Origin of the sequence: Agrococcus sp. Ld7 (genome assembly GCF_045064095.1) — a bacterium.
Classification (GTDB): domain Bacteria; phylum Actinomycetota; class Actinomycetes; order Actinomycetales; family Microbacteriaceae; genus Agrococcus.
On the sequence record NZ_JBISGY010000034.1, the window covers coordinates 56,097 to 81,768 of the forward strand.

The 25,672-nt window shown below is 68.8% G+C and carries 24 protein-coding genes and 2 pseudogenes; 12 read left to right on the top strand and 14 right to left on the bottom strand.

The window, feature by feature from the left end; translation table 11 throughout:
* Positions 1–21 precede the first annotated feature (21 nt).
* The 5 genes from ACJJVL_RS11060 (at position 22) to ACJJVL_RS11080 (ending at position 5,202) form a co-directional block, all read left to right on the top strand.
* Entirely contained in the window at positions 22–1,677 is a 1,656-nt protein-coding gene (locus ACJJVL_RS11060; protein WP_405218721.1) for an amidohydrolase, read from the top strand.
* A gap of 23 nt (positions 1,678–1,700) precedes the next feature.
* Complete coding sequence (locus tag ACJJVL_RS11065; protein WP_405218722.1) at positions 1,701–3,140, top strand: NAD(P)/FAD-dependent oxidoreductase; 1,440 nt, start codon at positions 1,701–1,703, stop codon at positions 3,138–3,140.
* Complete coding sequence (locus ACJJVL_RS11070) at positions 3,137–3,472, top strand: cupin domain-containing protein (protein WP_405218723.1); 336 nt, start codon at positions 3,137–3,139, stop codon at positions 3,470–3,472. Before ACJJVL_RS11065 ends, ACJJVL_RS11070 begins: the two co-directional genes overlap by 4 nt.
* Positions 3,469–4,836 (top strand): NAD(P)/FAD-dependent oxidoreductase, encoded by a 1,368-nt coding sequence (locus ACJJVL_RS11075; RefSeq protein ID WP_405218724.1) that lies wholly within the window; start codon positions 3,469–3,471, stop codon positions 4,834–4,836. The genes ACJJVL_RS11070 and ACJJVL_RS11075 overlap by 4 nt, the downstream gene beginning before the upstream one ends.
* Positions 4,837–4,920: 84 nt before the next feature.
* Positions 4,921–5,202: a Fe-S cluster assembly protein HesB gene (locus ACJJVL_RS11080; protein ID WP_405218725.1), complete on the top strand. Its 282-nt coding sequence runs from the start codon at positions 4,921–4,923 to the stop codon at positions 5,200–5,202.
* Between the two features lie 211 nt (positions 5,203–5,413).
* On the opposite strand, the pseudogene dnaB reads toward ACJJVL_RS11080, so the two are convergent.
* The 6 genes and pseudogenes from dnaB to ACJJVL_RS11110 all read right to left on the bottom strand — a co-directional run.
* Positions 5,414–6,760 (bottom strand): annotated as a pseudogene (dnaB, locus tag ACJJVL_RS11085) (replicative DNA helicase); the annotation flags it as partial.
* A 400-nt stretch (positions 6,761–7,160) separates the two neighbouring features.
* On the bottom strand, positions 7,161–7,613 hold the full coding sequence (rplI, locus tag ACJJVL_RS11090) for a 50S ribosomal protein L9 (RefSeq protein ID WP_405218726.1): 453 nt from the start codon (positions 7,611–7,613) through the stop codon (positions 7,161–7,163).
* Positions 7,614–7,625: 12 nt separating this feature from the next.
* Positions 7,626–7,880, bottom strand: coding sequence for a 30S ribosomal protein S18 (gene rpsR, locus ACJJVL_RS11095; protein ID WP_405218727.1), 255 nt, complete (start codon positions 7,878–7,880; stop codon positions 7,626–7,628).
* 56 nt (positions 7,881–7,936) lie between these two features.
* A complete protein-coding gene (locus tag ACJJVL_RS11100) occupies positions 7,937–8,482 on the bottom strand; it encodes a single-stranded DNA-binding protein (protein ID WP_405218728.1) in 546 nt (181 codons plus the stop codon).
* Between the two features lie 166 nt (positions 8,483–8,648).
* Positions 8,649–8,937, bottom strand: a pseudogene (gene rpsF, locus ACJJVL_RS11105) (30S ribosomal protein S6); the annotation flags it as partial.
* 146 nt (positions 8,938–9,083) lie between these two features.
* Entirely contained in the window at positions 9,084–10,553 is a 1,470-nt protein-coding gene (locus ACJJVL_RS11110) for a CCA tRNA nucleotidyltransferase (protein ID WP_405218729.1), read from the bottom strand.
* A 66-nt stretch (positions 10,554–10,619) separates the two neighbouring features.
* Between ACJJVL_RS11110 and ACJJVL_RS11115 the strand changes: the two genes are divergently transcribed.
* The 5 genes from ACJJVL_RS11115 (at position 10,620) to trxA (ending at position 16,159) form a co-directional block, all read left to right on the top strand.
* Complete coding sequence (locus tag ACJJVL_RS11115; protein ID WP_405218730.1) at positions 10,620–12,668, top strand: DUF6049 family protein; 2,049 nt, start codon at positions 10,620–10,622, stop codon at positions 12,666–12,668.
* On the top strand, positions 12,665–14,332 hold the full coding sequence (gene murJ, locus ACJJVL_RS11120) for a murein biosynthesis integral membrane protein MurJ (protein ID WP_405218731.1): 1,668 nt from the start codon (positions 12,665–12,667) through the stop codon (positions 14,330–14,332). The genes ACJJVL_RS11115 and murJ overlap by 4 nt, the downstream gene beginning before the upstream one ends.
* Positions 14,333–14,441: 109 nt before the next feature.
* A complete protein-coding gene (locus tag ACJJVL_RS11125; protein ID WP_405218732.1) occupies positions 14,442–14,831 on the top strand; it encodes a hypothetical protein in 390 nt (129 codons plus the stop codon).
* 45 nt (positions 14,832–14,876) lie between these two features.
* The gene (gene trxB / locus ACJJVL_RS11130; protein ID WP_405218733.1) at positions 14,877–15,851 is read left to right on the top strand and encodes a thioredoxin-disulfide reductase; all 975 of its coding nucleotides are present in this window, start codon (positions 14,877–14,879) and stop codon (positions 15,849–15,851) included.
* Positions 15,848–16,159 carry a thioredoxin gene (gene trxA / locus ACJJVL_RS11135; RefSeq protein WP_405218734.1) on the top strand — a complete coding sequence of 104 codons (312 nt, stop codon included), beginning with the start codon at positions 15,848–15,850 and terminating at the stop codon, positions 16,157–16,159. Before trxB ends, trxA begins: the two co-directional genes overlap by 4 nt.
* A 73-nt stretch (positions 16,160–16,232) precedes the next feature.
* Here trxA and ACJJVL_RS11140 read toward each other — a convergent pair whose 3' ends face one another.
* From ACJJVL_RS11140 to rpmH, 8 genes are all read right to left on the bottom strand, one after another.
* A complete protein-coding gene (locus ACJJVL_RS11140) occupies positions 16,233–17,327 on the bottom strand; it encodes a ParB/RepB/Spo0J family partition protein (protein ID WP_405218735.1) in 1,095 nt (364 codons plus the stop codon).
* A complete protein-coding gene (locus ACJJVL_RS11145) occupies positions 17,324–18,157 on the bottom strand; it encodes a ParA family protein (protein WP_405218824.1) in 834 nt (277 codons plus the stop codon). Before ACJJVL_RS11145 ends, ACJJVL_RS11140 begins: the two co-directional genes overlap by 4 nt.
* 1,151 nt (positions 18,158–19,308) lie before the next feature.
* A complete protein-coding gene (gene rsmG / locus ACJJVL_RS11150; RefSeq protein WP_405218736.1) occupies positions 19,309–19,959 on the bottom strand; it encodes a 16S rRNA (guanine(527)-N(7))-methyltransferase RsmG in 651 nt (216 codons plus the stop codon).
* Between the two features lie 4 nt (positions 19,960–19,963).
* The gene (locus tag ACJJVL_RS11155) at positions 19,964–20,470 is read right to left on the bottom strand and encodes a protein jag (protein ID WP_405218737.1); all 507 of its coding nucleotides are present in this window, start codon (positions 20,468–20,470) and stop codon (positions 19,964–19,966) included.
* A gap of 2 nt (positions 20,471–20,472) precedes the next feature.
* Entirely contained in the window at positions 20,473–21,447 is a 975-nt protein-coding gene (gene yidC, locus ACJJVL_RS11160) for a membrane protein insertase YidC (RefSeq protein WP_405218738.1), read from the bottom strand.
* Positions 21,448–21,451: 4 nt separating this feature from the next.
* Entirely contained in the window at positions 21,452–21,742 is a 291-nt protein-coding gene (gene yidD / locus ACJJVL_RS11165; RefSeq protein ID WP_405218739.1) for a membrane protein insertion efficiency factor YidD, read from the bottom strand.
* Entirely contained in the window at positions 21,739–22,062 is a 324-nt protein-coding gene (rnpA, locus tag ACJJVL_RS11170) for a ribonuclease P protein component (protein WP_405218740.1), read from the bottom strand. The genes yidD and rnpA overlap by 4 nt, the downstream gene beginning before the upstream one ends.
* Before the next feature lie 10 nt (positions 22,063–22,072).
* Entirely contained in the window at positions 22,073–22,210 is a 138-nt protein-coding gene (gene rpmH / locus ACJJVL_RS11175) for a 50S ribosomal protein L34 (protein WP_405218741.1), read from the bottom strand.
* 333 nt (positions 22,211–22,543) lie between these two features.
* On the opposite strand from rpmH, the gene dnaA reads away from it, so the two are divergent.
* Positions 22,544–23,953 carry a chromosomal replication initiator protein DnaA gene (gene dnaA / locus ACJJVL_RS11180; RefSeq protein WP_405218742.1) on the top strand — a complete coding sequence of 470 codons (1,410 nt, stop codon included), beginning with the start codon at positions 22,544–22,546 and terminating at the stop codon, positions 23,951–23,953.
* Between the two features lie 571 nt (positions 23,954–24,524).
* Complete coding sequence (dnaN, locus tag ACJJVL_RS11185) at positions 24,525–25,667, top strand: DNA polymerase III subunit beta (RefSeq protein ID WP_405218743.1); 1,143 nt, start codon at positions 24,525–24,527, stop codon at positions 25,665–25,667.
* Positions 25,668–25,672 lie beyond the last annotated feature (5 nt).

A 25,672-nucleotide genomic window follows, 5' to 3' on the forward strand; every position in this document is an offset into this window, starting at 1 on the left:
GCCGCCAGAGAAGGAATCCCCATGCCCCATGCCGACCTCGTCCTCGCGGGCGGACCCGTGTTCTTGGCGGATGCCGCGCGCAGCCGCGCGAGCGCGGTCGCCGTCACCGACGGCCGCATCGTCGCGGTGGGCGGCGATGCCGTGCGAGAGCTCATCGGCCCGCGCACCGAGCGCGTGGACCTCGCGGGACGGATGCTCGTGCCCGGCTTCCAGGACGCGCACGTGCACCCGGTCTCCGGCGGGCTCGACCTGCTGCGCTGCGACCTCGCCGAGCACACGTCGGAGGCCGAGTACCTCGACACGATCGCTCGCTACGCCGCCGAGCACCCGGACGCCGAATGGATCCTCGGCGGCGGCTGGTCGATGTCGGCGTTCCCGGGCGGCACACCCACTGCCGCGACGCTCGACCGGGTGCTGCCCGACCGGCCCGCCTTCCTGCCCAATCGCGACGGGCACGGCGCGTGGGTGAACTCCGCGGCGATGCGCCTCGCAGGCATCGACCGGCACACGCCCGACCCCGGCGACGGCCGCATCGAGCGCGATGCCGACGGCAATCCGACCGGCACGCTGCACGAGGGCGCCATGTCGCTCGTCAACACGCTGGTGCCGGCGGCGAGCCGCGAGCTGCTGCACGAGGCCCTGCTGGCCGGTCAGCGCTACCTGCACTCCTTCGGCATCACCGCGTGGCAGGACGCCATCGTCGGCGACTACAGCGACCTGCGCGACCCCGGGGAGACGTATCGTCTCGCCGCCGCGGACGGCTCGCTCACCGGGCGCGTGGTCGGCGCACTCTGGTGGGATCGCTCAGCGGGGCTGGAGCAGATCCCATCGCTGCTCGAACGGCGCGAGCGATTGAGCGGGGGGCGGTTCCAGGCAACGACGATCAAGGTGATGCAGGACGGCGTCGCCGAGAACTTCACGGCATCGATGCTCGAGCCGTACTGCGACGGGCACGGCCACGCGACCGACAACGCGGGGATCTCGTTCGTGCCGCCGGAGCTGCTGCGGGAGGCGGTCGCGCAGCTCGACGGGCACGGGTTCCAGGTGCATTTCCACGCCATCGGCGACCGCGCGGTGCGGGAGTGCCTCGATGCCGTCGAGCACGCGATCGCGCGCAACGGACGCGGCGACGGCCGGCACCACATTGCGCACATCCAGGTGATCCACCCGGAGGACGTGCCCCGCTTCCGCGCGCTGGGCGTCGTCGCCAACATGCAGTCGCTGTGGGCGACGCTCGAGCCGCAGATGGTCGACCTCACGCTGCCCTTCCTCGGCGAGGCGCGCTCGGCCTGGCAGTACCCGTTTGGGGACCTGCTGCGCACCGGCGCCACGCTCGCGGCGGGCAGCGACTGGTCGGTCTCCTCCCCCAACCCGATGGCGGCCATCCACACCGCCGTCAACCGGCAGGCGGCTCCAGGCTTCGAGGAGGGCGACTACGAGCCCTTCCTGCCGGAGCAGTCGATCGACCTGGCGACGTCGCTCGCCGCGTACACGGCGGGCTCAGCATGGGTCAACCACCTGGATGCCGACACGGGCACGATCCGCGTGGGGGCGCTGGCCGATCTCGCGGTGCTCGACCGCGACCCGTTCGAGGGCCCCGCCGACGAGATCGGCGCGACGCGCGTGCTGCAGACCTTCGTCGACGGCGCGCGCGTATTCGCATCCGACGACGCATGACGACAACGAGAGCGATAGCACCCGTGAACACCACGATCTTCGAGCGACAGGCGCCGGACCCCCGCGCAATCGCACACAGCCTCGAGCACGTCCGTTCGGCGGTCTTCTGGACCGAGGATGTGCCCGAGCGGCTGCGGCCGCGGCGGCCTCCGCTCCGTGGCGAGACGACGGCCGACCTGGTGGTCGTCGGTGGCGGCTACGCGGGGCTCTGGACCGCACTGCTGGCGAAGGAGCGCGATCCCGCGAGGCGGGTGGTGGTCGTCGAGGCGCATCGGGTGGGCTGGGCGGCCTCGAGCCGAAACGGCGGCTTCTGCGAGGCGAGCCTCACGCACGGCGACGAGAACGGCGAGCGCCGCTGGCCGGCGGAGATGCCGCAGCTGCGCCGCCTGGGCATGGAGAACCTCGACGAGATCGAGGCTGCCGAGGCGCGCTACGGCATCGACTTCCAGTTCGAGCGCACCGGGCAACTGTCGGTCGCCATCGAGCCGCACCAGGTGGCGTGGCTCGAGGAGGCGGCCGCCGAGGCGCATGCCGATGCAGACGCGGTGCTGCTCGACCGCAACCAGGTGCAGGCGACCGTCGCCTCCCCCACCTACCTCGCGGGCCTGTGGGAGCAGCGCACCTGCGGCATGCTGCACCCGGCGCTGTTCGCCGCCGAGCTCGCCAGGGCCGCCGAGGAGCGCGGCGTCGAGATCTTCGAGCGCACGCAGGCGACCGGCATCGACACCCCGGCGACGGGCGACGTGACGGTCTCCACCGATCTGGGCAGCATCCGCGCCAAGCACGTCGCGCTGGCCACCAATGCCTTTCCCTCCCTGCTGCGTCGCAATCGGCTGATGACGGTGCCGGTCTACGACTACGTGCTGATGACCGAACCACTGACGCCAGAGCAGCTCGCGTCGATCGGGTGGCGCGACCGGCAGGGTCTCGCCGATCTGGCCAACCAGTTCCACTACTACCGGCTGACGCGCGACAACCGGATCCTGTTCGGCGGCTACGACGCCATCTACCACTACGGCAGGCGGGTGGACGGCCGGTACGAGCATCGGCCCGAGGCGTGGGAGCGGCTCGCGAGCCACCTCCTGACGACCTTCCCGCAGCTGGAGGGGGTGCGCTTCTCGCACCGCTGGGCCGGTGCCATTGACACATCGACGCAGTTCGCGGCCTTCTTCGGGCACGCGCGATCACGCCGGGTCGCGTATGCGGCGGGCTTCACGGGGCTCGGCGTCGCCTCCACGCGCTTTGCCGCCCAGGTCATGCTCGACCTGCTCGAGGGGGTCGAGACCGAGCGCACGCAGCTCGAGATGGTGCGACGACGACCGCTGCCGTTCCCCCCGGAGCCGTTCGCCGCCGCCGGCATCAACGCCACCCGCTGGTCGCTCGACCGCGCCGACCACCGGGAGGGGAAGCGCAACCTGCTGCTGCGCGGGCTCGACGCGGTCGGCCTCGGGTTCGACTCGTGACGCCGCTGCCCGCGGGCGCGGCGGCGGACGCGCTCGCGCTCCGGATCGCGCTGGAGCCCGTGCCGGACGACCAGGTGCTGGCGGGCACGCCCAGCACGGGCTGGACGATGCTCGACGAGCAGGTCGGCGTGTGGGAGATGACGCCCGGCAGCATGCGTGACCTGGAGGAGGACGAGGTGTTCGTCGTGCTCGCGGGGTCCGCGACCGTCGCCTTCGTCGAGCCGGCACTCCCTGACGCCGAGCTGCGGCCCGGCTCGATCATGCGACTGCATGCGGGCATGCGCACCCGCTGGACGGTGCACGAGACGCTGCGCAAGGCATTCCTGGCATGACCGTCAACGGCGGCGTCTCGTTCTGGTGGCAGCAGCTGGGGATCCCGCGGCAGCGAGCGGCGCTCGATGGCGACGCGGATGTCGACGTCGCGATCGTCGGGGGTGGGTACACGGGGCTCTGGACGGCGCTCGCGCTCGCCACGCAGCGGCCGCAGCTGAGGATCGCGGTGCTCGAGCAGCGGTTCGCGGGCTTCGGCGCATCGGGGCGCAATGGCGGCTGGCTGACGAATTCCGTCACGGGCGGTCGCGAGCAGTACGTGCAGACGCACGGCCGCACTGCGGCGATCGCGCAGCAGCGCGCCATGAACGATGCCGTCGACGAGGTGATCCGCTGGGCCGCCAGTGCCGGGGTCGACGCCGACATCGTCGCCGGCGGCGAGCTCAGCGTCGCGCGGGGCCCCGCGCAGCTGGAGCGGCTGCGCGGGATGCACGCGGCCGAGGCCGCATGGCCGCACACCGACGTCGAACTGCTGGACGCCGACCGGCTGCGGGAGAGCATCCGCATCGATGGTGCCCTCGGCGCCCTCTGGCATCCCCACTGCGCGCGCGTGCATCCCGCGAAGCTCGTCCGCGGCCTCGCGGCCGAGGTGGAGCGGCTCGGGGTGCGCATCGTCGAGGGCACGACCGTGCGCGAGATCAGCCCGGGGCGCGCGGTGACCGACCGCGGCACCGTGCGCGCCGAGTTCATCCTGCGCGCGACCGAGGGCTTCACCGCCGACCTCGCGGGCGAGCACCGCACCTGGCTGCCGATGAACTCGTCGATGATCGTGACCGATCCGCTGCCGGCGGCGTTCTGGGACGTCGTGGGCTGGGACGGCGCCGCGACGCTCGGCGACCTCGCACACGTCTACCTCTACGCGCAGCGCACTGCCGACGGCCGCATCGCGCTCGGAGGCCGGGGGGTGCCGTATCGCTACGGCTCGCGTATCGACGACCGGGGTCGCACGCACGAGCGCACCGTGCAGAGCCTGACGGCCGCGCTGCACAGCCTCTTCCCCGATGCCGCACGCTTCCCGATCGCGCACGCCTGGTCGGGTGTGCTCGGCGTGCCCCGCGATTGGTCGGCGAGCGTCGGCCTCGACCGCTCGACGGGGCTCGGGTGGGCCGGCGGCTACGTCGGCACCGGGGTCACCGCCACCAACCTCGCCGGTCGCACGCTCGCCGACCTCGTGCTCGGCAACGACACGGAGCTCGTGCGGCTGCCGTGGGTCGGGCACCGCGCGAAGCGCTGGGAGCCCGAGCCGCTGCGATGGCTCGCGGTGCAGGGCATCTATGGCGCCTACGGCCTCGCCGACCGGCTCGAGACGCGCGGCGGGCACACGTCGCGCGTCGCACGCGTCGCCGACGTGATCTCTGGCCGGTAGACGCGGCACGCTCACGGCGAACGCGGGTTGCGCATCCCGGCGCGGCACGGCATCGTGGCGGGCTCACCGATCGGAAGGAGCGCCATGCTCACCCTCACCGAGAACGCTCAGACTGTCATCACCGGCATCGTCGACGGCGCCGAGGCGCCGCAGACCGGCGGCATCCGCATCTCCCAGGACCTCGAGGGCTCCGGCCTCAACGTCGCCGTCGCCAACCAGCCAGAGGCCGAGGACCAGGTGGTCGAGTCGGCAGGGGCGAAGGTCTTCCTCGACCCGCAGGCTGCGGTCGCGCTCGACGACAAGGTGCTCGATGCCGCTGCGCAGCCCGACGGCCGTGTCGACTTCGCGATCGGTCAGCAGGACTGATCGCGCGCGCCAGAGGCGGGCCCGGCATCGCCGGTGCCCGCCTCTGGCGTCTCCGAGGGGTGGGTCGCGCTGCGCCCCAGCGCCCTCGTCAGTCGTGGTCGGGCGGGGGCTCCGAGGGCGCACCGTAGGGCGAGCCGCCGAAGGGCGTGCCGCCTGGCGGCAGGGCCGGAGCGCCGTACATGCCGCCGCCGTCGCCGGGGCCGGCTCCCTGCGCGATGTCGGCGAAGCGCGCGAGGTGGCCGTGGAAGGCCACCGGGATCGTCTTGGTGGGGCCGCCGCGGTGCTTGGCGACGATGATGTCTGCCTCACCGGGTCGGATGTCGCGGTCGTAGGCGTCCTCGCGGTGCAGCAGCATCACGATGTCGGCGTCCTGCTCGATCGAGCCCGACTCGCGGAGATCGCTGATCGCCGGCTTCTTGTCGCCGCGCTGCTCCGGACCGCGGTTCAGCTGTGACAGCGCGATCACCGGCACCTGCAGCTCCTTCGCGAGCAGCTTGAGCGACCTGGAGAACTCGGAGACCTCCTGCTGGCGGGATTCGACCTTCTTGCCGCTCGTCATCAGCTGCAGGTAGTCGACCACGACCATCTTCAGCCCCGCCTGCTGCTTCAGCCTGCGGCACTTCGCGCGGATCTCGACGAGCGTCAGGTTGGGGCTGTCGTCGATGTAGAGCGGCGCGTCGTTGATGCGGCCGCGCACCTGCGCGAGCGTCGTCCAGTCGCGGCCCTCGATGGCACCCTTGCGCAGCTTCTGCAGCAGGATGCTCGACTCCGCCGACAGCAGCTTCATCGCGATCTCCGTGCGACCCATCTCGAGCGAGAAGAAGCACGACGGCATGTCGTTCTTGATCGATGCGGAGCGCACGAGATCCATCGCGAGGGTCGACTTGCCGAGACCCGGGCGGGCGGCGATGACGATCAGCTGGCCGGGGTGCAGGCCGTTCGTCAGCTCGTCGAGCTCGCGGAAGCCGGTGGGCACGCCCGTCATGACGCCGTCCAGGCCCTTTGCGGCCTCGATCTCCTCGATCGCCATCTCGACGGCCGTGCTGAGCGGCACGTAGTCCTCGGACTGGTCCTCGCCCATCACGGCGTAGATCTCGGCCTGCGCGTGGTTGACGAGATCGGTGACCTCGCCCTCCGAGGCGTAGCCCATCTGCACGATGCGGGTGCCGGCCTCGACCAGGCGCCGCAGCACCGCCTTCTCCGCCACGATCTCCGCGTAGAAGCCCGCGTTGGCTGCCGTCGGCACCATTGAGGTGAGCGAATGGAGGTACTCCACGCCGCCCGCGCGCGAGAGCATCGCGGTCTTCGTCAGCTCGTCGGAGACGGTGATGACGTCGGTGGGCTCGCCGCGCGAGTAGAGCGAGAGGATCGCCTCGTAGACGATCTCGTGCTTCGGCTGGTAGAAGTCCGGCCCGCGGACGGTCTCGAGGCAGTCGGCGACCGCATCCTTCGACAGCAGCATGCCGCCGATGGCCGATTGCTCGGCGAGCATGTCGAACGGTGGCGTGCGCTCGCTGTATCGACCCTGATCGAGGGCGACCTCTGCAAGATCCGTCATCGTGCAGCTCCTTTCACCTCGACGATGCCGCGCCCCACCCACAACGACCGCGAGCGATCGCGATCGGCAGAGGGAGCCTCGCACAGGCTAGGAGCCGGTCACGCGCGGACGAAATCGCCCTGTGGACAGCGCTGTGGACAGCTGTGGACAACGCCGGGGAGGGGCCCGCGCGGCGCGCCGATGGCCTGTGCATAGACCTGTGCAACCAGAAACCTGAAAGACGGGAATACCGCTTCTGACCGGACGTTTTCGATTCCACAACCGGTGGGCAGAAGCAAGCATGAAGTGCACGTTGAAGGTTGGTCGTGCAGGTCGGATTTGACACGTGCGCTCGGCCTCCTTGCACGAGCGGAGGGCCCGCATCCGAGATGGATGCGGGCCCTCCGGTGTGCGCGACGAACTACTTCGCTGCGACCACCTTGAGCGTGATGGTGGCGATGATCTCGTCACGCAGTCGCGCTGTCGCCTGGAAGTCGCCCACCGTGCGGATCGGCGACGGGATCTCGATGACCCGCTTGTCGAGCGAGCCGTGACCGGCTGCCTCGACCGCGTCGGCGATGTCCTTGGTCTGGATCGACCCGAAGAGGCGACCCTCTGCGCCAGCCTTGGCCGTGAGCGTCACGGGGTTCGCCTCGAGGCGAGCGCGCAGGTCCTGCGCCTCCTCGATCGTGGCGTGCTCGCGTGCGACGCGGCCAGCCTTGATCGCCTCGACCTGCTTCTCGCCGCCGCGCGTCCACGCGACAGCCAGACCCTGGGGAACGAGGTAGTTGCGCGCGAAGCCGCTCTTGACCTCGACGACATCACCAGCGGAACCGAGGCCGGAGACCTCGTTCTTGAGAATGACCTTTGCCATTGTTCAGCCCCCTCAGCGTCCGGCGCCGGAGTAGGGCAGGAGCGCCATCTCGCGCGCGTTCTTGATCGCCTTGGCGATCAGACGCTGCTCCTGCACCGACACGCCAGTGATACGACGGGCGCGGATCTTGCCGCGCTCCGAGATGAACCTCTTGAGCGTCGCGACGTCCTTCCAGTCGATGACGCCGACCCTGATCGCCTTTGCCGGAGCGACATTCTTGCCGCCCTTCGGGCCCCGCGGCTTGCGGTTCTGCGGCTTGCCAGCCATGTGTCCTTCTTCCTTGCTCGGGACTGCCGTCCCGGAAACTGTGATGGAGAGACGCCCTAGAAGGGCGTCTCGTCGTTGTAGGAGGTACCGGGGGCGCCCCAGACGTCGCCGCCGCCCTGCTGCGGCTGCGACTGCGGCTGACCCCACGGCTCCTCGGCGGCCTGCTGCGGCTGGCCGAAGCCGCCGCCCTGACCGCCGCCGACCTGGTTGCCGCCGGAGCTGCGGCCTGCGCCGCCGCCCGTCGTGCGTGTGACCTGCGCGGTCGCGTAGCGGAGCGAGGGGCCGATCTCGTCGACCTCGAGCTCGATGACGGTGCGCTTCTCGCCCTGCTGCGTCTCGAACGAGCGCTGCTTCAGGCGGCCCTGGGCGATGACCCGGCTGCCCTTCTGCAGGCTCTGCGAGACGTGCTCGGCGAACTCGCGCCACACCGATGCGCGGAGGAACAGCGCTTCGCCGTCCTTCCACTCGTTGGCCTGGCGGTCGAAGGTGCGCGGGGTCGAGGCGATCGTGAAGTTCGCGACCGCGAGCCCGTTCTGCGTGTAGCGCAGCTCGGGGTCGGCAGTCAGGTTGCCGACCACCGTGATGATCGTCTCGCCAGCCATCGCTACTCGGCCTCTGCCTCGGTGGTCGTCTCCGCGGCCTCTGCCGGAGCCGCCTTCGTGTCGCTGGGCTTCGCGTCCGTGGCCGGGGCTGCGGCCGCTGCCGGAGCGCTGGCGGCCTTCGCGGCCTTCGCCTCGGCAACCCGCTTCGAGACGCTGGTCTGCGACACGGCGGTCTCGCTGCGGAGCACCTTCGTGCGCATCACAGCCTCCGACAGGCCCAGCTGACGCTCGAGCTCCGTCGTGGTCTTCGACTCGGCGGAGAAGTTGACGACGGCGTAGATGCCCTCGACCTTCTTGTCGATCTCGTATGCCAGGCGGCGACGGCCCCAGATGTCGACCTTGTCGATCGAGCCGCCGTCATTGCGGACGACGTTGAGGAACTTGTCGAGCGACGGAGCGACCGTGCGCTCGTCGATCTCTGGGTCGAGAATCACCATCAGTTCGTATTCCTGCATGCTTCACCCACCTCCTTCGGACTAGAACGGCTGCAGACGGTCTGCAGCAGGAGGGTATGCATGTCGGCGCGGGCAGAGCCCAGCGCAACCTGTCGATCGTAGCGCACCTCACCGCCCCGGCGCCAGGGCAGCTCCTGCTGCGACGCTCAGCCGCGTGCGGCCCACCAGTCGCGCAGCACGGCCTCCGCGCGCTCGGGCCCGAGCGGCCCGTGCTCGAGGCGCTGCTCCAGCAGCATCCGATACGCCTCGCCCACCTCGCGACCGGGCCGGATGCCGAGGATCGCCATGATCTGCTCGCCATCGAGATCGGGGCGCACCGCATCCATCTCCTCCTGCTCGCGCAGCTCGGCGATCCGCTGCTCCAGATCGTCGTAGGCGAACTCGAGGCGCTCAGCCTTGCGGCGGTTGCGGGTGGTGACATCCGATCGCGTGAGGATGTGCAGTCGCTCGAGCAGCGGGCCGGCGTCGCGCACGTACCGACGAACTGCCGAATCCGTCCACGCCTGCTCGCCGTAGCCGTAGAAGCGCAGGTGCAGCTCGATGAGCCGCGCGACCGACTTCACCGTCTCGTTGTCGAAGCGCAGCTCCTTCAGCCGCTTCTTCGCCAGCCGCGCACCGACGAGGTCGTGCTGGTAGAAGGTGACGGTGCGGCCCTCGATCTGCCGCGTCGCGGGCTTGCCGATGTCGTGCAGCAGACCCGCGAGTCGTGAGATGAGGTCGGGGTCGGCATCCGGGTGCCGCGACTGCTCCAGCTCGATCCCCTGCTGCAGCACGGTGAGCGAATGCTCGTAGACATCCTTGTGGTGCGCGTGCTCGTCCGCCTCCAGCCGCAGCGCTGGCACCTCGGGCAGCACGATGTCGAGCAGGCCGGTCTCGGTCAGCAGCCGGATCCCCGGCACCGGATCGCTCGTGAGCAGCAGCTTGCTGAGCTCATCGCGCACGCGCTCCGCGGAGATGTCGCGGATGCGCTCCGCCAGCTGCGTCATCGCGGTCACCACGCGCGGCGCGACCGCGAAGCCCAGCTGCGCGGCGAAGCGGGCGGCGCGGAGCATCCGGAGGGGATCGTCGTCGAACGAGCGCTCCGCCGCCTGCGGTGTGTCGAGCACACCCCGCAGCAGGTGCTCGAGGCCGCCGCCGACATCGACCAGCTGCGGGGCGCCGTTCGTCGGCTCCGCTCGGTCGCGCCTGCCGGCGCGCAGTGGCGTGACGCGCAGCGCCATGGCGTTCACCGTGAAGTCGCGTCGACCGAGGTCGCCCTCGAGCGTGTCGCCGAAGGCGACCTGCGGCTTGCGGGAGAGCCCGTCGTACGTATCGGCGCGGTAGGTCGTGATCTCGACCGTGTCGTCCCCGATGCGCGCCGCGATGGTGCCGAACTCTCGGCCGACGTCCCACGTCGCATCCGCGAGCGGCTCGATGATCGCCAGGATCTCGTCGGGCGCAGCGCTGGATGCGAAGTCGAGATCGGTGACCGCTCGGTCGAGGAACGCGTCTCGCACCGGGCCTCCGACGAGCGAGAGCTCGTGGCCGGCAGCGGTGAACGCGGCGGCCAGCTGTCTGGTGGGCGCGGCGGCGACCAGCGCGTGCAGTCGCGCGGTCGCCTCAGCCATGTCGGTCACGACCGATCATTCTGGCAGGTTCCAGGGCCCGGTCGGCGTCCGCGGCCACCGCCTAGACTTGCGACCATGCTGTCGGCAGGTCGCCTTGCGCCGCGGCGCGCGACCGTCTGCGCCGCCGTCGCGCTCGCGACCGCCGTCACCGCAGCATCGATGCTGGCCCCGCAGGCGGCGCTGGCGGCCAGCCAGCCCGTCGACGTCGCGGAGCGGAACCCGACGCTGCGCGTCGCCCCGCTCGATCCGCTGCTGCAGGACGGCGAGGGCCTCGCGCTCGAGATCGAGATCCAGAACCAGGGCACCGATGCGACCGCGCCGACGACCCTCGAAGTGCTGGTGACATCCGCGCCCATCAGCACGCGCTACAGCCTCAGCCGCTGGTTCGCCGGTGACGCGTTCCTCGCGAGCGCCGTGGTCGCCTCCGTCGAGGTGCCCGCGATCGATGCCTTCCAGCGACTCAGCCTGCAGGCGACCGTCGAAGCCGAGGAGCTCGGGCTGGACGGCCGGGCCTGGGGTGCCTACGGGGTCGCGGCCTCGGCTGCCGACCTGGGCGACGCGAGCACGCTCATCGTCCGCGATGCGCCCGGCGAATCGCAGCCGACCACGCTCGCGCTCGCGTCGCCCATCGATGCCGACATCGGCGTCGATGGGCTGCTCGACGCCGAGGCGCTCGAGGCGCAGACCAGCATGGGCGGCGGGCCCCGCCGTGCGCTCGACGCGGCACTCGGTGCGGGCGCCACCATCGGCATCGATCCAGCGTTCGGCACCAGCATCGAAGCGCTGGGCAGCGATGCGCCAGAGACGGCCGTCGACTGGCTCGATCGCGCCGACACCCCGGCGACCTATCCACTCCTCTACGGCAACGCCGATCCGATCGCGCAGGTGCGCGCCGGCACGTTCCCGCTGCAGCCCAAGGGCATACCGCGCGAGGACGGCGACCCGCTGCCCGCGAGCCTCGGTTCGATCGGGCAGCGGCAGCCCGTCATCGATGCCACCGAGGCGATCGTGCAGCAGGAGGAGCTCGCGACGCTGGCCGAAGCCGGCACGGTGGTGGTCTCGACGGCGATGCTCGACGATGCGCTCCAGAACGCGACGCCCAGCGCTCACGCGCGCGTCGGAGACGTCGACGTGCTTGCCGCTGACGCCGAGCTGCAGGCGCTCGTGCATGCCGCGGGCACGGCCGATCCGCTGGAATCCTCGGCCGTCCGCGCACGCATCGTCGCACTGCTGGCGACCATCACGCGCGAGCGACCGAGTGATCCCAGGACGCTCGCGGCCATGCTGCCGGCAGCGAGCGGGAGCGACACGGCCGCGCTGCTCGCCGATCTGGCGGAAGCGCAGTTCGTGCGAACCGCAGGTCTCGACGCGGCGATGGAGGCTCCGGCGCGCGAGGCGTCGCTCGTGCCGCTCGAGGACCCCGATCGCGGCGCGGGCGCTGCGCTCGTCAGCGCCGCGCTGGAGCAGGAGGCCGCTGTCGCCAGCATCGCCTCGATCGTCGACGAGCCCGCCACCCTGCTCGCGGAGCTGCGGCTCACGGTGCTCGCCGCGCTCCCGAGTGCAGGCCGCGACGTCACCGACGCCGACCGGCTCGCGATCGCAAGCCTGGAGGACAGCCTGCAGGAGGTGCGCAATGCGGTGCAGATCGTCGAGGGCAGCGACATCCACGCGGTCGGCGAGAGCGTGGGGCTGCCGATCACCATCACCAATCGACTCGAGGTGCCCGCGCACGTCGTGCTGACGCTGCGGGCCACGAACGCGCTCGTCAGCGTGGACCAGCCCCGTGTCGAGGTGACGATCGCACCCGAGAGCCAGCAGCGCGTGCAGGTGCCGATCGACGTCGTCGGCACGGGCTCGCTGTGGATGCTCGTGCAGCTGCAGACGCCCGACGGCGTCCCGCTCGGTGAGATGCAGCGGCTGCGGATCTCTGCGCAGCCGACCATCGAGGTCGCCGTAGCCTGGAGCATCGGCGCCGCGATCGTGCTGCTGCTCGGGTTCGGCATCTTCCGCTCGATCCAGAAGCGACGACGCGGCGACGCGTACGGGGACATCGATCTCGCGGCCCGCAGTCACGATCGCGACCGGCACCGCACCACCACGGGCACCTCGGAGGGCACCGCGTGAACGCAGGCAGAGCGAGCGCGATCATCGCGTCCGGAACGATGGTGTCGCGGCTCCTCGGCTTCGTGAAGATGGTGATGCTCGCAGCAGCGATCGGCCAGTCGGGCTCGGCAGCGGCCAAGACGTTCGGGCTGGCGAACCAGCTGCCGAACAACGTCTACGCGCTCGTCGCCGGCGGCGTGATGAGCGCCGTGCTGGTGCCGCAGATCGTGAAGGCGTCGAAGGCTGCGGACGGCGGGGAATCGTACATCTCGAAGATCCTCACGCTGGGCGGCACGGTCTTCGTCGCGCTGGCCGCCATCGCGACCGTCGCCGCCCCCTGGCTCGTCGACATCTACGCGGTGAGCGCTGGTGAGGACGGGCGCGGCTTCTCCGGCGACCAGATGGCGCTCGCCATCGCGCTCGCGTACTGGTGCATGCCGCAGATCCTCTTCTACGCGATCTACACGCTGCTGGGCGAGATCTACAACGCACGCAGCCAGTTCGGCCCCTACACCTGGGCTCCGGTGGTGAACAACGTGGTCTCGATCGCGGGCCTCGGCGCGTTCATGCTGCTGTTCGGCGGAGAGCAGGTGAACCGCTCGGTCGAGGTGTGGGATGCCGACCGGATCACGGTGCTGGGCCTTGTCACCACGGGAGGCGTCGCGGTGCAGGCACTCGTGCTCGTGCTCTTCTTCCGCAAGACGGGCCTGCAGTTCCGGCTCGACTTCGGGTGGCGAGGCGTGGGCTTGCGAGCCACCGGCAAGGCAGCCCTGTGGCTGTTCGGCATCGTCATCATCGGTCAGATCAAGGGCGTCGTGCAGTCGCGCGTCGCAACCCTTGGCGAGGTCGCGAACATCGCCACGATGCAGAACTCCTGGTACGTGTTCTCGCTCCCGCACTCGATCATCGCGGTGTCGATCGCGATCGCGTACTTCACGCGGATGTCGCATCACGCCAGCGAGTCCAACATGGCGGGCATTCGCGCAGACCTCTCCTCCGCGCTCCGCGGGGTCGGGATGCTCACGACCATCTCCGCATTCGTGATCGCGGTGATCGCCGTGCCGTTCGCCCGCCTGCTCGACCCCGACTTCGTGCTCATGGTCGCCATGGCCCAGGTGATCTGGGCATTCCTGATCTGCCTCGTCGCCTTCAGCGCCGAGTACGTGATCCAGCGCGTCTTCTTCGCGCTCGGCGACACGCGCACCCCGTTCTTCTACGCGGTCTTCGGCATGTTCGTGACCTTCGGGCTGCTCTGGGCCGCCTCCACGCTGCCCGCCGAGTGGATCATCGTCGGCACGGCGCTGGCGGTCTCGGGCGCCAACCTCATCTCGGCCGCGATCTGGCTCGTGCTCGTGCGCCGCAAGATCGGCCCCTTCGGGTTCAAGCTCATCGCGCTGCGCCACGTGCAGTACCTCGCCTACGCGCTGCCTGCCGCAGCAGCCGGCGCTGCCACCGCGTGGGCGCTCGGAGGCTATCGACCAGACGGATTCGGCACGCAGAACTTCGTCGGGGCGCTCACGACGTCGCTCGCGGCCGGCGTGGTCATGGGCGTCATCTACTTCGGCATCCTGTACGTCACGCGCAACCCCGACTTCCGCTCGACGGTCGACATCGTGGTCGGCAAGTTCCGGGGCCGCGGCAACGGCGGCGGCGCCGTCGTCACCGACGGGCCCGGCGAGCCGTGACCGGCCTCGCGCGCTCGGCACGCCGTCCACTGCCGGCGCACAAGCGCGCCGTCTAGCATTGCCGAGGGTCGAGCCGCTGCGCACCGGCCCGGCCGTCTGGAGGCACGACATGGCGAATCCACTCTTCCGCATCGCGGCACCGCTCGTCGTCGGTGCGCTCGCCGCCGCCGGCGCCATCATCGCCACAAGCCTCTCCCGAGAGCGGCTCGAGCAGCTTGCGCTCTCCCCTGCTCCGCGGCCGCTCGCGATCCAGGGATGGTGGTCGGCCGACACGTCGTCGTCGCTCGCGCACGCCCACCCCGCGGTGCTGATCGTGGACGCCGACACCGCGGCGCTCGTCGATTCGTGGGATCGCCGCACGCACGATCGAGTGCGCCACCCGGTGGTGCGACGCACGCCGGAATGGCCGTCGGCCGGGCTGATCGTGGTCGACGCGGCCACCGGCGACCTGCTGACCGTGGTCGACGCCCCGGGGCGGCAGGGAATACCCACGACCTAGACTCGGTTGACCCAGAAGCATCCCCGCCACGAACCAGGAGGCCTCGTGCACGACGTCATCATCATCGGCTCCGGACCGGCTGGCTACACGGCCGCCATCTACGCGGCCCGAGCCAACCTGCAGCCGATCGTGCTCGCCTCCAGCGTCGAGATGGGTGGCGATCTGATGACCACCACCGACGTCGAGAACTTCCCCGGGTTCCCCGACGGCGTGCAGGGTCCCGACCTGATGTTCGCCATGCAGCAGCAGGCCGAGAAGTTCGGCGCCGACGTGCGCATGCAGGATGCCACCGAGCTCGAGCTCGACGGCGAGGTGAAGCGCGTGCACGTCGGTGACGAGGTGCTCGAGGCGCGCACCGTGATCGTCGCGACCGGCTCCGCGTATCGCAAGCTGGGCATCGCCGGCGAGGAGCCGCTCTCCGGTCACGGCGTCTCGTGGTGCGCCACCTGCGACGGCTTCTTCTTCAAGCAGAAGCAGCTCGTCGTCGTCGGCGGTGGCGACTCCGCCATGGAGGAGGCGACCTTCCTCACCAAGTTCGCCGACAAGGTCACGATCGTGCACCGCTCCGAGAACTTCCGCGCGAGCGAGGTCATGCTCGATCGTGCACGGCAGGACGAGAAGATCGAGTTCCTGACGAACGTCCTGGTCGAGCAGATCAACGGCACCGAGACCAACGGCACCCAGCAGGTCTCCGGCATCACGCTGCGGGACTCGGTGTCTGGGCAGACGTGGGAGATGCCGATCGACGGCGTCTTCGTCGCCATCGGCTCCGACCCCCGCACGCACCTCGTGCACGGGAAGCTCGACCTGACGAGCGATGGCACCATCGCCGTCGAGGGCCGGTCATCGCGCACGTCGCTCCCCGGCGTGTTCGCCGCTGGGGATGTCGTCGACCCCACGTACCGCCAGGCCATCACCGCCGCCGGATCCGGCACGGTGGCGGCGCTCGACGCCCAGCACTACCTGGCCGCGCATGCCGCGCCGGCCTTGATCACCACCCCTACGGAGGCAGCACTGTGAAGGAAGTCACCACCGCATCGTTCGAGCAGGACGTGCTCAAGTCAGACAAGCCGGTCGTCGTGGACTTCTGGGCCGCATGGTGCGGGCCGTGCCGCGCCGTCTCCCCCATCCTCGAGGAGATCAACGACAGCACCGAGAAGCTCGACGTCGTCAAGGTGAACGTCGACCAGGAGCCGGACCTCGCGATGCGCTACAACATCACCTCCATCCCCGCGATGAAGGTGTTCCAGAACGGCGAGGTCGTGCACGAGCTCATCGGCGCCCGTCCGCGCCCGGCGATCGAGCAGGAGCTCGCCGCATACCTCTGATCCGCACAGCGCGCAGGGCCCGGGGACGCGTCCTCGGGCCCTTCGTGTGCGACGGTGCCGCGCTGGCGACCGCTCAGGGCTGCTCGTGCGTGCCGGCTCCGTCGAAGCCCTGCTCGCCGAGCTGCGCGAGGATGCGGTTGAGGTCGGCGACCGTCGCGAAATCGATCGTGAGCTGCCCCTTGGAACGCCCCAGAGAGACCTTCACCCTCGTGTCGAGACGGTCCTCGAGGCGGGTGGCGATCTCGTCCAGCCCGTGCTGCACAGCACCCTTGGTCGGCGCGGTGCGCGGGCTGCGCGTCTTCACGAGCCCTGCAGCCGTCTCGGCTGCACGAACTGATAGATCCTCGTTTATGATCTTCGCGGCGAGCCGTTCCTGCGCGTCCGCTCCCGCGAGCGACAGGATGGCGCGCGCGTGTCCAGCAGAGAGCACGCCGCTCGCGACGCGAGTCTGGACCGACTCCGGCAGCTTGAGGAGCCGGATGGTGTTCGAGATCTGCGGTCGGCTGCGCCCGATGCGTTGTGAGAGCTCGTCCTGGGTGATGGCGAAGTCCTCCATCAGCTGCTGGTAGGCCGAGGCCTCCTCGAGCGGATTCAGCTCCGCTCGATGCAGGTTCTCCAGCAGTGCGTCGCGCAGCATCGCGTCGTCGGGAGTGTCCTTCACGATCGCCGGGATCGTCTCCAGCCCGGCGCGCTGACTCGCTCGCCAGCGCCGCTCCCCCATGATCAGCTCGTATCGCGTGCCGTCGTTGCCGGGTTCCGCTGGACGCACGACGATCGGCTGGAGCACGCCGAACTCGCGGATCGAGTGCTCCAGCTCGCTGAGGTCGTCCTCATCGAAGACGGAGCGGGGCTGGCTCGCGTTCGGACGGATCGATGACGGGGGCACGGCGACCAGTGTGGCTCCCGGGACCTCCAGCAGCTCGTGACCGTCCTCTTCTCCGGAGAAGAAGACATCGACGGGGCGCGTGCCCGCCTTTGCAGGTCGGCGCCGACGCGACGAGGCCGAGCCGTCTGGACGGGCTCCTGGTGCCTCATCGCGCGCGTTCGCATCCCCGATCGGGCCGCGCGCTGCCGCGCTGTCGCGCTGCGCAGCATCCGGGGCCGGGGTTGGCGGCCCCGTGGGAATCAAGGCGCCGATGCCGCGGCCGAGTCCTGCCTTCTTGCTCATGGGGTTCCTCTGTGTGCGATCTCTGCGGCTGCTTCGCGGTACGAGAGCGCGCCGGGTGAGTTGGGATCGTAGGCGATCACGGTCTGGCCGTACCCCGGGGCTTCCGAGACCCGCACCGAGCGCGGGATGACCGCTTGCAGCGTCTGTTCCGGGAAGTGTGCGCGCACCTCGTCCACCACCTGGCGCGAGAGCAGCGTGCGTCCGTCGAACATCGTCAGGAGCACCGTGCTCACGGTGAGCGCGGGATTGAGGTGCGCCTGGATGCGGGCAATCGTGTCGATCAGCTGCGTGACCCCCTCGAGGGCGTAGTACTCGCACTGGATCGGCAGCAGCACCTCGCTCGCGGCCGTGAAGGCATTGATGGTCAGGAGACCCAGCGAGGGTGGGCAATCGATGAACACATAGTGCGGTGGATCCTCGACCGTCGACAGATGCGCGTCGAGGGCTTCGCGCAGCCGGTGCTCACGCCGCTCCATACCGGCAAGCTCCAGATCGGCGCCGGCGAGGTGGATCGTGGAGGGGACGACCTGCAGCTGCTTGTGCTGCGGGCTGATGGCGATCGCGTTGCCGAGCGGCTCTCCGTCGATGAGCACGTCGTAGGTGCTCACGACGTCCGCATGGTGGTCGATGCCGAGTGCGGTCGATGCGTTCCCCTGCGGGTCCAGATCCAGCACCAGCACGCGAGCGCCTGCCTGGGTCAGTGCCGCTGCCAGGTTGACGGCGGTGGTCGTCTTGCCCACGCCGCCCTTCTGGTTCACGACGGTGAGGATGCGGGTTCGAGCGGGAAGCGGGAGCTCCTGGGCCGAGAGCGCCTGTCGACGTCGCGCCATCGCTGCGAGCTCGCGAGCGATCGGAGTCGTGTCGAATTTTCCCGTGCTCACGCGTGCCTTTCGAAGTGATGTTTCACGTGGAACATCGCTGCGTGGGCAACGACCCTCCCGTGTGTGTGCAAGACACCCAGTCTGGCTGGATGCCGACAAAACTCCAAGTCGAACCGGCCATCTGCAGCTAGATCGTGCACGCGCAAGACATGTCCCTCCACAGGCCTGTGGATAACTGCGAGATCACGGTGACGCGCGCGGGCTCGCGTGACCCTGTGCGTCGAACGCAGAGAATTCCAGGAGAACACTGAAGTTTTGCGCGAGGTGCATGCTCATCCCTCGCCAGACAGCACGGCGCGATGAGCAGCGTTATCCACAGTTCTCCACAGTTCAACCGCTGTCAGCGCACCATGCGGGAAATGACGTGTCATCATGATCTCAACCGTGTGCGTCGCAACTTCCCCCTCCTCGCGTCCGATAGATCACATCGACGGTTCCGAGCGGATGTTGCACGTGAAACATGGCGCCTGCGAGGTTGAAGCGTGCACGTCGCGGCTGCGGGCGCCATGGCATCGCGGTCGTCAGGTCTCGAGACGTTCGCGCCTCGAGCAATCCGAGCCCTCGGATCGAGCAGTGCGTGTCGAGCGCGAGCAACCGCACGTCGGCCCGGCACTCAACCGGCTGTCGAAGTGTTTCACGTGAAACATGGAGCACCAGCGTGTTGGCGGGGTCAACGACAACGCTGCCGCGGTCGGCGCGATCGGCGCGGCTTCTGAGCTCTGGCGGTAACCGTGGGACACCTTCGTGACGTTCGGAGTCCCTGCTAGGGCGGGCGTCGCGGATCGATGCGTGGCGCCGGTTCTGGAGGCCAATCGTCTTGCGGTACTCCAGCAGTGTTTCACGTGAAACATGGAAGGAGCGTGCCCTCGTGGAGAGCACCATCAACGAGGATCATCGCCCGGAGGGCGACCAGTGTGCCATTGCCGATGGAACCGCACGGGCACCTGCCTGCGATCGCCGTGCTTGCCTAGTGGGAACCGATCGCGGCATGCACGCTGGCAACGAGGACGCACACGTTTCACGTGGAACATCCGCCGTCATCCCGGCAGACCGTTCCGTCGGAGGACGGTACCGCCTCGGCCCCGGTGGCCAACAACGCCTCAGGGGTCGACGACAGCCCGCACGACGCGCGTCACGTCGAGCCCGTGTTCAGCGCCGAGCTCCAGCACTTCGACCTGCTGCAGCCGATGGCGCCGAATGACCTTCTGCGCCGCGGCGATCTCATCGGCCGCGCGCGTGCCCTTGAGCAGCACGAGCTGTCCTCCACTGCGGACCAGGGGAGCGGTCAGCGGAATGAGTGTGCGCAGGGCCGAGACGGCCCGGGCTGTGACCTGATCGAGTGGGCGCAGCGCACCCGAACCCGCAATGTCTTCCGCGCGCCCGCGCAGCACGCTGACATTGGCGAGCTCCATCCGGTCGACCTCGGACTGCAGCCAGTCGGTGCGACGCTCCATCGGCTCGATCAGCGTGAACTCGACATCCGGGCGAGCGATCGCCAGCACCAGACCCGGCAGGCCGGCACCCGATCCCACGTCACCCACCCGTCCGGCGAGGAGGGGTGCCACGAGCGCAGAGTTGAGTATATGTCGACTCCAGAGCTGCGGCAGCTCTCGCGGTCCGATCAGCCCGAGCGTCTCGCCATGTGTCGCCAGCGATGCGGCGTAGGAACGCGCGAGCTCGATGCGGTCACCGAACAGGGCACCGGCAACGGGTGGCTCGACCTCAGGCAGTGGGGGAGTGACCTCGCTCATCGACCTACGCAGGCAGGACGACGATGTGGCGTCCCTGCGCCTCGCCCTCAGACTCGCTCGCGAGACCACGCTCGCGAATGAGGTCGTGCACGAGCTTGCGCTCGTAGGACGACATCGGCTCGAGGGCGACACGGTCCGCGCCTTCGTCGATCGATGCCGCGGCTCGGTCGACGAGGGTCTGCAACTGCTCGGCGCGTGCGTCACGCGAGCCCGCGACGTCCAGCACCAGGCGCGAGAACTCTCCCGTCTGCTGCTGGACGGCCAGACGCGTCAACTCCTGCAGTGCCGAGACGACCTCCGACTTGGCGAGACCGGCGAGGTCATCACCGCTCTCACCGACCACGATGGTCGTGCGCGTGTCGGTCTGCTCGATCTCAATGTCTCCGTCGAGATCTGCGATGTCGAGGAGGCCCTCGATGTAGTCCGCGGCGATCTCGCCCTCGTCACCCGCCCGCACCTCGCTCCGGTCCTCTCGGGTCGTGTCCTCCACCGTTGTCTCCTGCTCCGTCATGCTCAGCCCTCTCGCTGTGACTTCGGCTTCTTGCCCCGGGGCTGCTGTCGCTGCGTCCTGAGGTCGATCTCGGCCTGCGTCTCCGTCGCGTGCCCGTCGTCGACGGCCGGCAGACCCATCCGCTGGCGCTTGCGCGCCAAACGGGCCTCGCGCGCCAGCGCTGCCTCGGAGCCCGGCGTGGGCAGCTTGTTGATGATGATGAGCTGCTGCACGAGGGTGTAGACGTTCGACACCAGCCAGTAGAACATCGTGCCGAGCGGGAAGAGCCACGCTGATACGAGCAGGAACACCGGGATGATGTACAGCAGCACGCGCTGCTGCTTGAACATCGGCGACTCCTTCATCGCCGGCGTCTGGTTCTTCGTCATGATCTGCAGCTGCGTGTAGAACTGCGTCACGACCATGATCAGCGTCAGGACGATCGCGGTCACGATGACGGGGACGCTGCCCTGGGCGAAGCCGTCCTGCATCGTCATATGGAGCGGAACGACGCCGAAGAGCTGCGACTCGCTGAACTGCACGGCGCGCTCCACCGTCAGGAAACCAGCGTCCGCCGTGACCCCGGGCTGCTGCCGGTTCGCGTCGGTGAGCACCTGCACGAGGCCGATGAAGATCGGCATCTGCACCAGCAGCGGCAAGCAGGACGCGAACGGGTTCGTGCCCGCCTTCTTGTATGCCTCCATCGTCTCGCGCTGCATAGCCTCGCGCGAGAACTGGTCCTTCTTGCCCTTGTACTTCTTCTGGATGCGCTGGATCTCGGGTTGGATCTCGAGCGACTTCCGCGAGGAGACGATCTGGCGCACCGTCAGCGGAATCATCGCGCTGCGGATCACGAGCACGAGGCCCACGATCGACAGCACCCACGTCAGGCCGGAGCCCGGGTCGCCGCCGAGCGTGGTGATCAGCGTGTGGAAGCCGACGAGGATTGCCTCGATGACCCACTTGATGGGCCACATCAGCAGGGCGAAGATGTCCAAGCTGTCACTGCTCCTTGCGGGCGAGCACGAAACCAGCCCGAGTCGTTGCGAACCGCTCTCGCGGCTCAGGGATGTCGTCGATTCCGCCTGCCGACCACGGGTGGCAGCGGAGGATTCGCCTGGCACCGAACCAGATGCCGCGCACCACTCCATGCTGCTGAATGGCCTGCATGGCGTATCCGGAGCAGCTGGGGTAGTACCGACACACATCGCCGTAGAGCGGTGAGATCACTGCTCTGTAGGCGACAAGGATCGCGACGCAGATGTTGCGCGGCAGCAGCAGGAGGCTGCTCACCGACGCACCAGCAGCGGCACGATGCCCGCCCTCAGTGTAGCGAGGTCGGCCTCGCCAGCGGGTGGCAGAGCGCGGATCACGATGTCGGCTGTCTCGATGTCCCCGAGCTCGGCTCGCACGAGCGCAGAGAGCCGGCGCTTGACGCGATTGCGCACGACGGCGTTCCCGACCCGCTTCGACACGATGAACCCGAAGCGAGCAGCTGCCGCTTCGGGTTGTGCGCGGTGCACCACCGCAAACTCGCAGCCCGCGCGACGACCGGTGCGCACGACTCGACGGAAGTCATCGCCGCGCACGATCCGGTTCGCCTTCGCGAGCACCTCGAGGGGTCTAGGCCGCGAGCTCGGTGCGGCCCTTGCGGCGCCGCGAGGCCAGGATGGCGCGTCCGGCACGCGTGCGCATGCGGAGACGGAAGCCGTGCTTCTTGGCGCGGCGGCGGGTGTTCGGCTGGAACGTGCGCTTGCTCATGGTGTTCTCCCGTGGTTCGGCGCCGTTCGCGCCGGAAGTCGAGGTGGCGAGCCGGTGGGCTCGACGGCGTGCCGCACTGCGGGAGCGGCAACCTGACGAGCATACGCGAACCGGGTCTTGTGGTCAACGACTCCCGCACGCGATCCGCGCCACGCCGACGTCGCAGAGCCGGGACTTGCACCCGATGGACTATGCGTGCAGACTCTATGAATCCGCGCCGCGGCATGGGTGCAGGATGCACTGCCGACAGCGGACCTCTCATCCACAGGACCTGTGGATAATGGTGTGGACACCAACCGTCGAGAGACGCTTCGCGGAGAGGAACCGCATCCGATGGCCCCGGACGAACGCACCGGAAAGCTCTGGTCCTCAGTGTTGACGACCCTGGAGACCGACAGCCGAATCCCCCCGTCTTTGCGGGGTTTTCTCGACCTCGTCGAGCCGCAGGGGGTCATGGGTGCCGTACTCTACCTGGACGTTCCGAATGATCTGACGCGCGACATGCTCGAGCAGCGCCTTCGTCTTCCGGTCACGGAAGCGCTTGTGGAGAACGCTGTGGAGATCTCCCAGTTCAAGATCGTGGTCAACACGGATCTCGAGCGCGAGGAGCCGTTGCCCGACCTCATCGATGACCCGGACTCCGACCCCGTCGTGGCTCCGGTCACGAGCTACGAGCGGGAGGGCAGCGACAGAACGCAGCGGCGTGTCGATTCGAGGCTGAATCCGAAGTACACCTTCGACAACTTCGTGATCGGCGGCTCGAACCGATTCGCGCACGCCGCTGCTCTCGCAGTCGCGGAGACGCCGGCCAAGGCCTACAACCCGCTGTTCATCTACGGCGACTCCGGCTTGGGCAAGACGCACCTGCTGCACGCCATCGGGCACTACGCAGAAGGCATGTACCCGGGCATCCGGGTTCGATACGTCTCGAGCGAAGAATTCACGAACGACTTCATCAATGCGATCGCGAACAACCTGAACCAGTCGTTCCAGCAGCGCTACCGCGAGGTCGACGTGCTGCTGATCGACGACATCCAGTTCCTGCGCGGCAAGGAGTCGACCCAGGAGGCGTTCTTCCACACCTTCAACACGCTGCATGATCACAACAAGCAGGTCGTCATCACCTCCGATGTCGCACCGAAGCACTTGCAGGGCTTCGAGGAGCGCATGGTCAGCCGCTTCGAGTGGGGACTGATCACCGACGTCACGCTGCCCGACGTCGAGACGCGCATCGCGATCCTGCGCAAGAAGGCGGAGGCGGAGCGGATCCAGATCCCGCCGGAGGTGCTGTCCGTCATCGCCGACAAGGTGCAGTCGAACATCCGTGAGCTCGAGGGCACGCTCATCCGCGTCACGGCATTCGCGAGCCTCAACCGGCTGCCGGTCACGATGGAACTGGCGCAGACCGTGCTCAAGGATCTGTTCGCATTCGACGAAGAGGCGCCGGTGTCGCCGAGCGACATCATCAGCCACACCGCCGCCTACTTCAGGCTCACCGTCGATGATCTGCACGGCTCGTCGCGCTCGCAGACCATCGCGCTCGCACGCCAGATCGCCATGTACCTGTGCCGAGAGATGACGAGCATGTCGCTGCCGAAGATCGGGCAGCTGTTCGGCAATCGCGATCACACGACGGTGATGTACGCGAACAAGAAGATCGAGAAGCTCATGCAGGAGCGCCGCTCGGTCTACACCCAGGTGACGGAGCTGACGGCCCGTATCAGGCAGCGCGCGGGCGCTTAGGGCGCGCCTGACGCCCCTCGCCGGCCACCGCCGAGACCGGTCCGGGGCGTCTGACACTGCTCGGGAAGCAGCACCCAGGCAAGAGATCTCGTGACGCGCGCGCCTTCGGCGCGAGCTCCTCGATCTTGCGTGCTCCGCGCTCACCGCGAGGGTGAGCGCTCCGCACGCAACCCTCAATGTGCACTTCATGTGATTCGACCTGTGCACAACTCACGACTTCTGTGGATAACAGACCGAAGGCTGTGAGCGGCACCACGCACCCTCCGACGGGCCGTCCACCGAGGTGGGGACACCGGTCAACAGGGGCTCTACAACTTCCACGGTTGTAGTTCCCAACCGGTGCATGCCGAGGAGGTGAGTGATCCACAGGTTGCACAGGGGTTATGAATACAAGTCTGAGTGAGAAGAGGATGGGGCCAGTCGCCAACCATGACGGTCGGCAGTGAGTGCACGGGCGGCTCGAGCATCACAAGGCTGTGCCAGAATCGACACCGCCGTGCACGCTCTGCGCTGCGGCACGGTTCTTCGACGCCACGAGCGCCGAAGACTGCTCAGTGAACGAGGGAGACCCGTGAAGTTCGTCATCAACCGCGATGTCTTCAGCGATGCCGTGTCGTTCGCCGTCAAGCTGCTGCCCCAGCGGCCCACGATGCCCATCCTCAGCGGTGTGCGCATCGAGTCGACGGCGGACGGAGTGGTCTTCTCGTCGTTCGACTTCGAGTCATCGGCTCGCACCTCGGTGCAGGCCGACGTCGAGCGCGAGGGCGTGGTGCTCGTCTCCGGAAAGATGATGAGCGACATCGCGGCGAAGCTGCCGCAGCGCGAGGTGCGGGTCGAGGACGATGGTTCGAAGGTCTCGATCCGCTGCGGCAACGCCAACTTCTCGCTCGCGAAGATGCCCCTCGAGGAGTACCCGACGGTCCCGACCGTCGAGGGGCGCACCGGTGTCGTCCAGGGCAAGGCCTTCGCGGAAGCCATCGGCCAGACCGCGATCTCGGCGTCGCGCGAGGATGTCACCCCCGTGATCACCGGCGTGCAGCTCGAGGCTTCCGACACGACCCTGACCCTCATCGCGACCGACCGCTACCGCGTCTCCGTGCGCAGCATCCCGTGGGACGCCGGCGATGCGACCGAGGCGCTTACATCGTTGGTGCCGGCGCGCACCCTGACGGAGGTGGGTCGCACGTTCGGCGGTGCGGATCGCATCGAGATCACCATGAGCGAGGCGGGGGAGCGGCAGCAGATCGCGTTCTCGACCGCGGACCGCACCGTGACCAGCCTGCTCATCAAGGGCAACTACCCGCCGGTGCGGCGGCTCTTCCCCGAGTCGGCCGATCACCACGCCGTGGTGAACACCGCCGAGCTCGTGGATGCGACCCGTCGCGTGCAGCTCGTGCTCGATGCGGAGGCCGCGATCCGCTACACGTTCAGCGACGGGCAGGCCCAGCTCGAGGCGATCGGCTCGGAGCAGGCCCAGGCGTCGGAGATCATCGACGCGGTGCTCGAGGGCGACGAGATCGTGCTGTCGATCAAGCCGCAGCTGCTCATCGACGGGATCCAGGCCACGCACTCCGAATTCGTGCGGATCTCGTTCACGCACTCCGAGAACACCAACAAGCCCGGCCCAATGCTCATCCGTGGCCAGACCTCGCGCGATGATGCCGAGGCAACCGACTTCAAGTACCTGCTGCAGCCCAACCTGCTGCTGCGCTGACCAGG

Bases quoted from the DNA above. Each gene is read 5' to 3' on its own strand.
- ACJJVL_RS11060 (WP_405218721.1), top strand. From the start codon at position 22: ATGCCCCATGCCGACCTCGTCCTCGCGGGCGGACCCGTGTTCTTGGCG.
- ACJJVL_RS11075 (WP_405218724.1), top strand. From the start codon at position 3,469: ATGACCGTCAACGGCGGCGTCTCGTTCTGGTGGCAGCAGCTGGGGATC.
- ACJJVL_RS11080 (WP_405218725.1), top strand. From the start codon at position 4,921: ATGCTCACCCTCACCGAGAACGCTCAGACTGTCATCACCGGCATCGTC.
- rplI (WP_405218726.1), bottom strand. From the start codon at position 7,613: ATGGCAAAGGTCATTCTCAAGAACGAGGTCTCCGGCCTCGGTTCCGCT.
- rpsR (WP_405218727.1), bottom strand. From the start codon at position 7,880: ATGGCTGGCAAGCCGCAGAACCGCAAGCCGCGGGGCCCGAAGGGCGGC.
- ACJJVL_RS11100 (WP_405218728.1), bottom strand. From the start codon at position 8,482: ATGGCTGGCGAGACGATCATCACGGTGGTCGGCAACCTGACTGCCGAC.
- ACJJVL_RS11115 (WP_405218730.1), top strand. From the start codon at position 10,620: ATGCTGTCGGCAGGTCGCCTTGCGCCGCGGCGCGCGACCGTCTGCGCC.
- ACJJVL_RS11125 (WP_405218732.1), top strand. From the start codon at position 14,442: ATGGCGAATCCACTCTTCCGCATCGCGGCACCGCTCGTCGTCGGTGCG.
- ACJJVL_RS11140 (WP_405218735.1), bottom strand. From the start codon at position 17,327: ATGAGCAAGAAGGCAGGACTCGGCCGCGGCATCGGCGCCTTGATTCCC.
- ACJJVL_RS11145 (WP_405218824.1), bottom strand. From the start codon at position 18,157: ATGGCGCGACGTCGACAGGCGCTCTCGGCCCAGGAGCTCCCGCTTCCC.
- rsmG (WP_405218736.1), bottom strand. From the start codon at position 19,959: ATGAGCGAGGTCACTCCCCCACTGCCTGAGGTCGAGCCACCCGTTGCC.
- ACJJVL_RS11155 (WP_405218737.1), bottom strand. From the start codon at position 20,470: ATGACGGAGCAGGAGACAACGGTGGAGGACACGACCCGAGAGGACCGG.
- rpmH (WP_405218741.1), bottom strand. From the start codon at position 22,210: ATGAGCAAGCGCACGTTCCAGCCGAACACCCGCCGCCGCGCCAAGAAG.
- dnaA (WP_405218742.1), top strand. From the start codon at position 22,544: ATGGCCCCGGACGAACGCACCGGAAAGCTCTGGTCCTCAGTGTTGACG.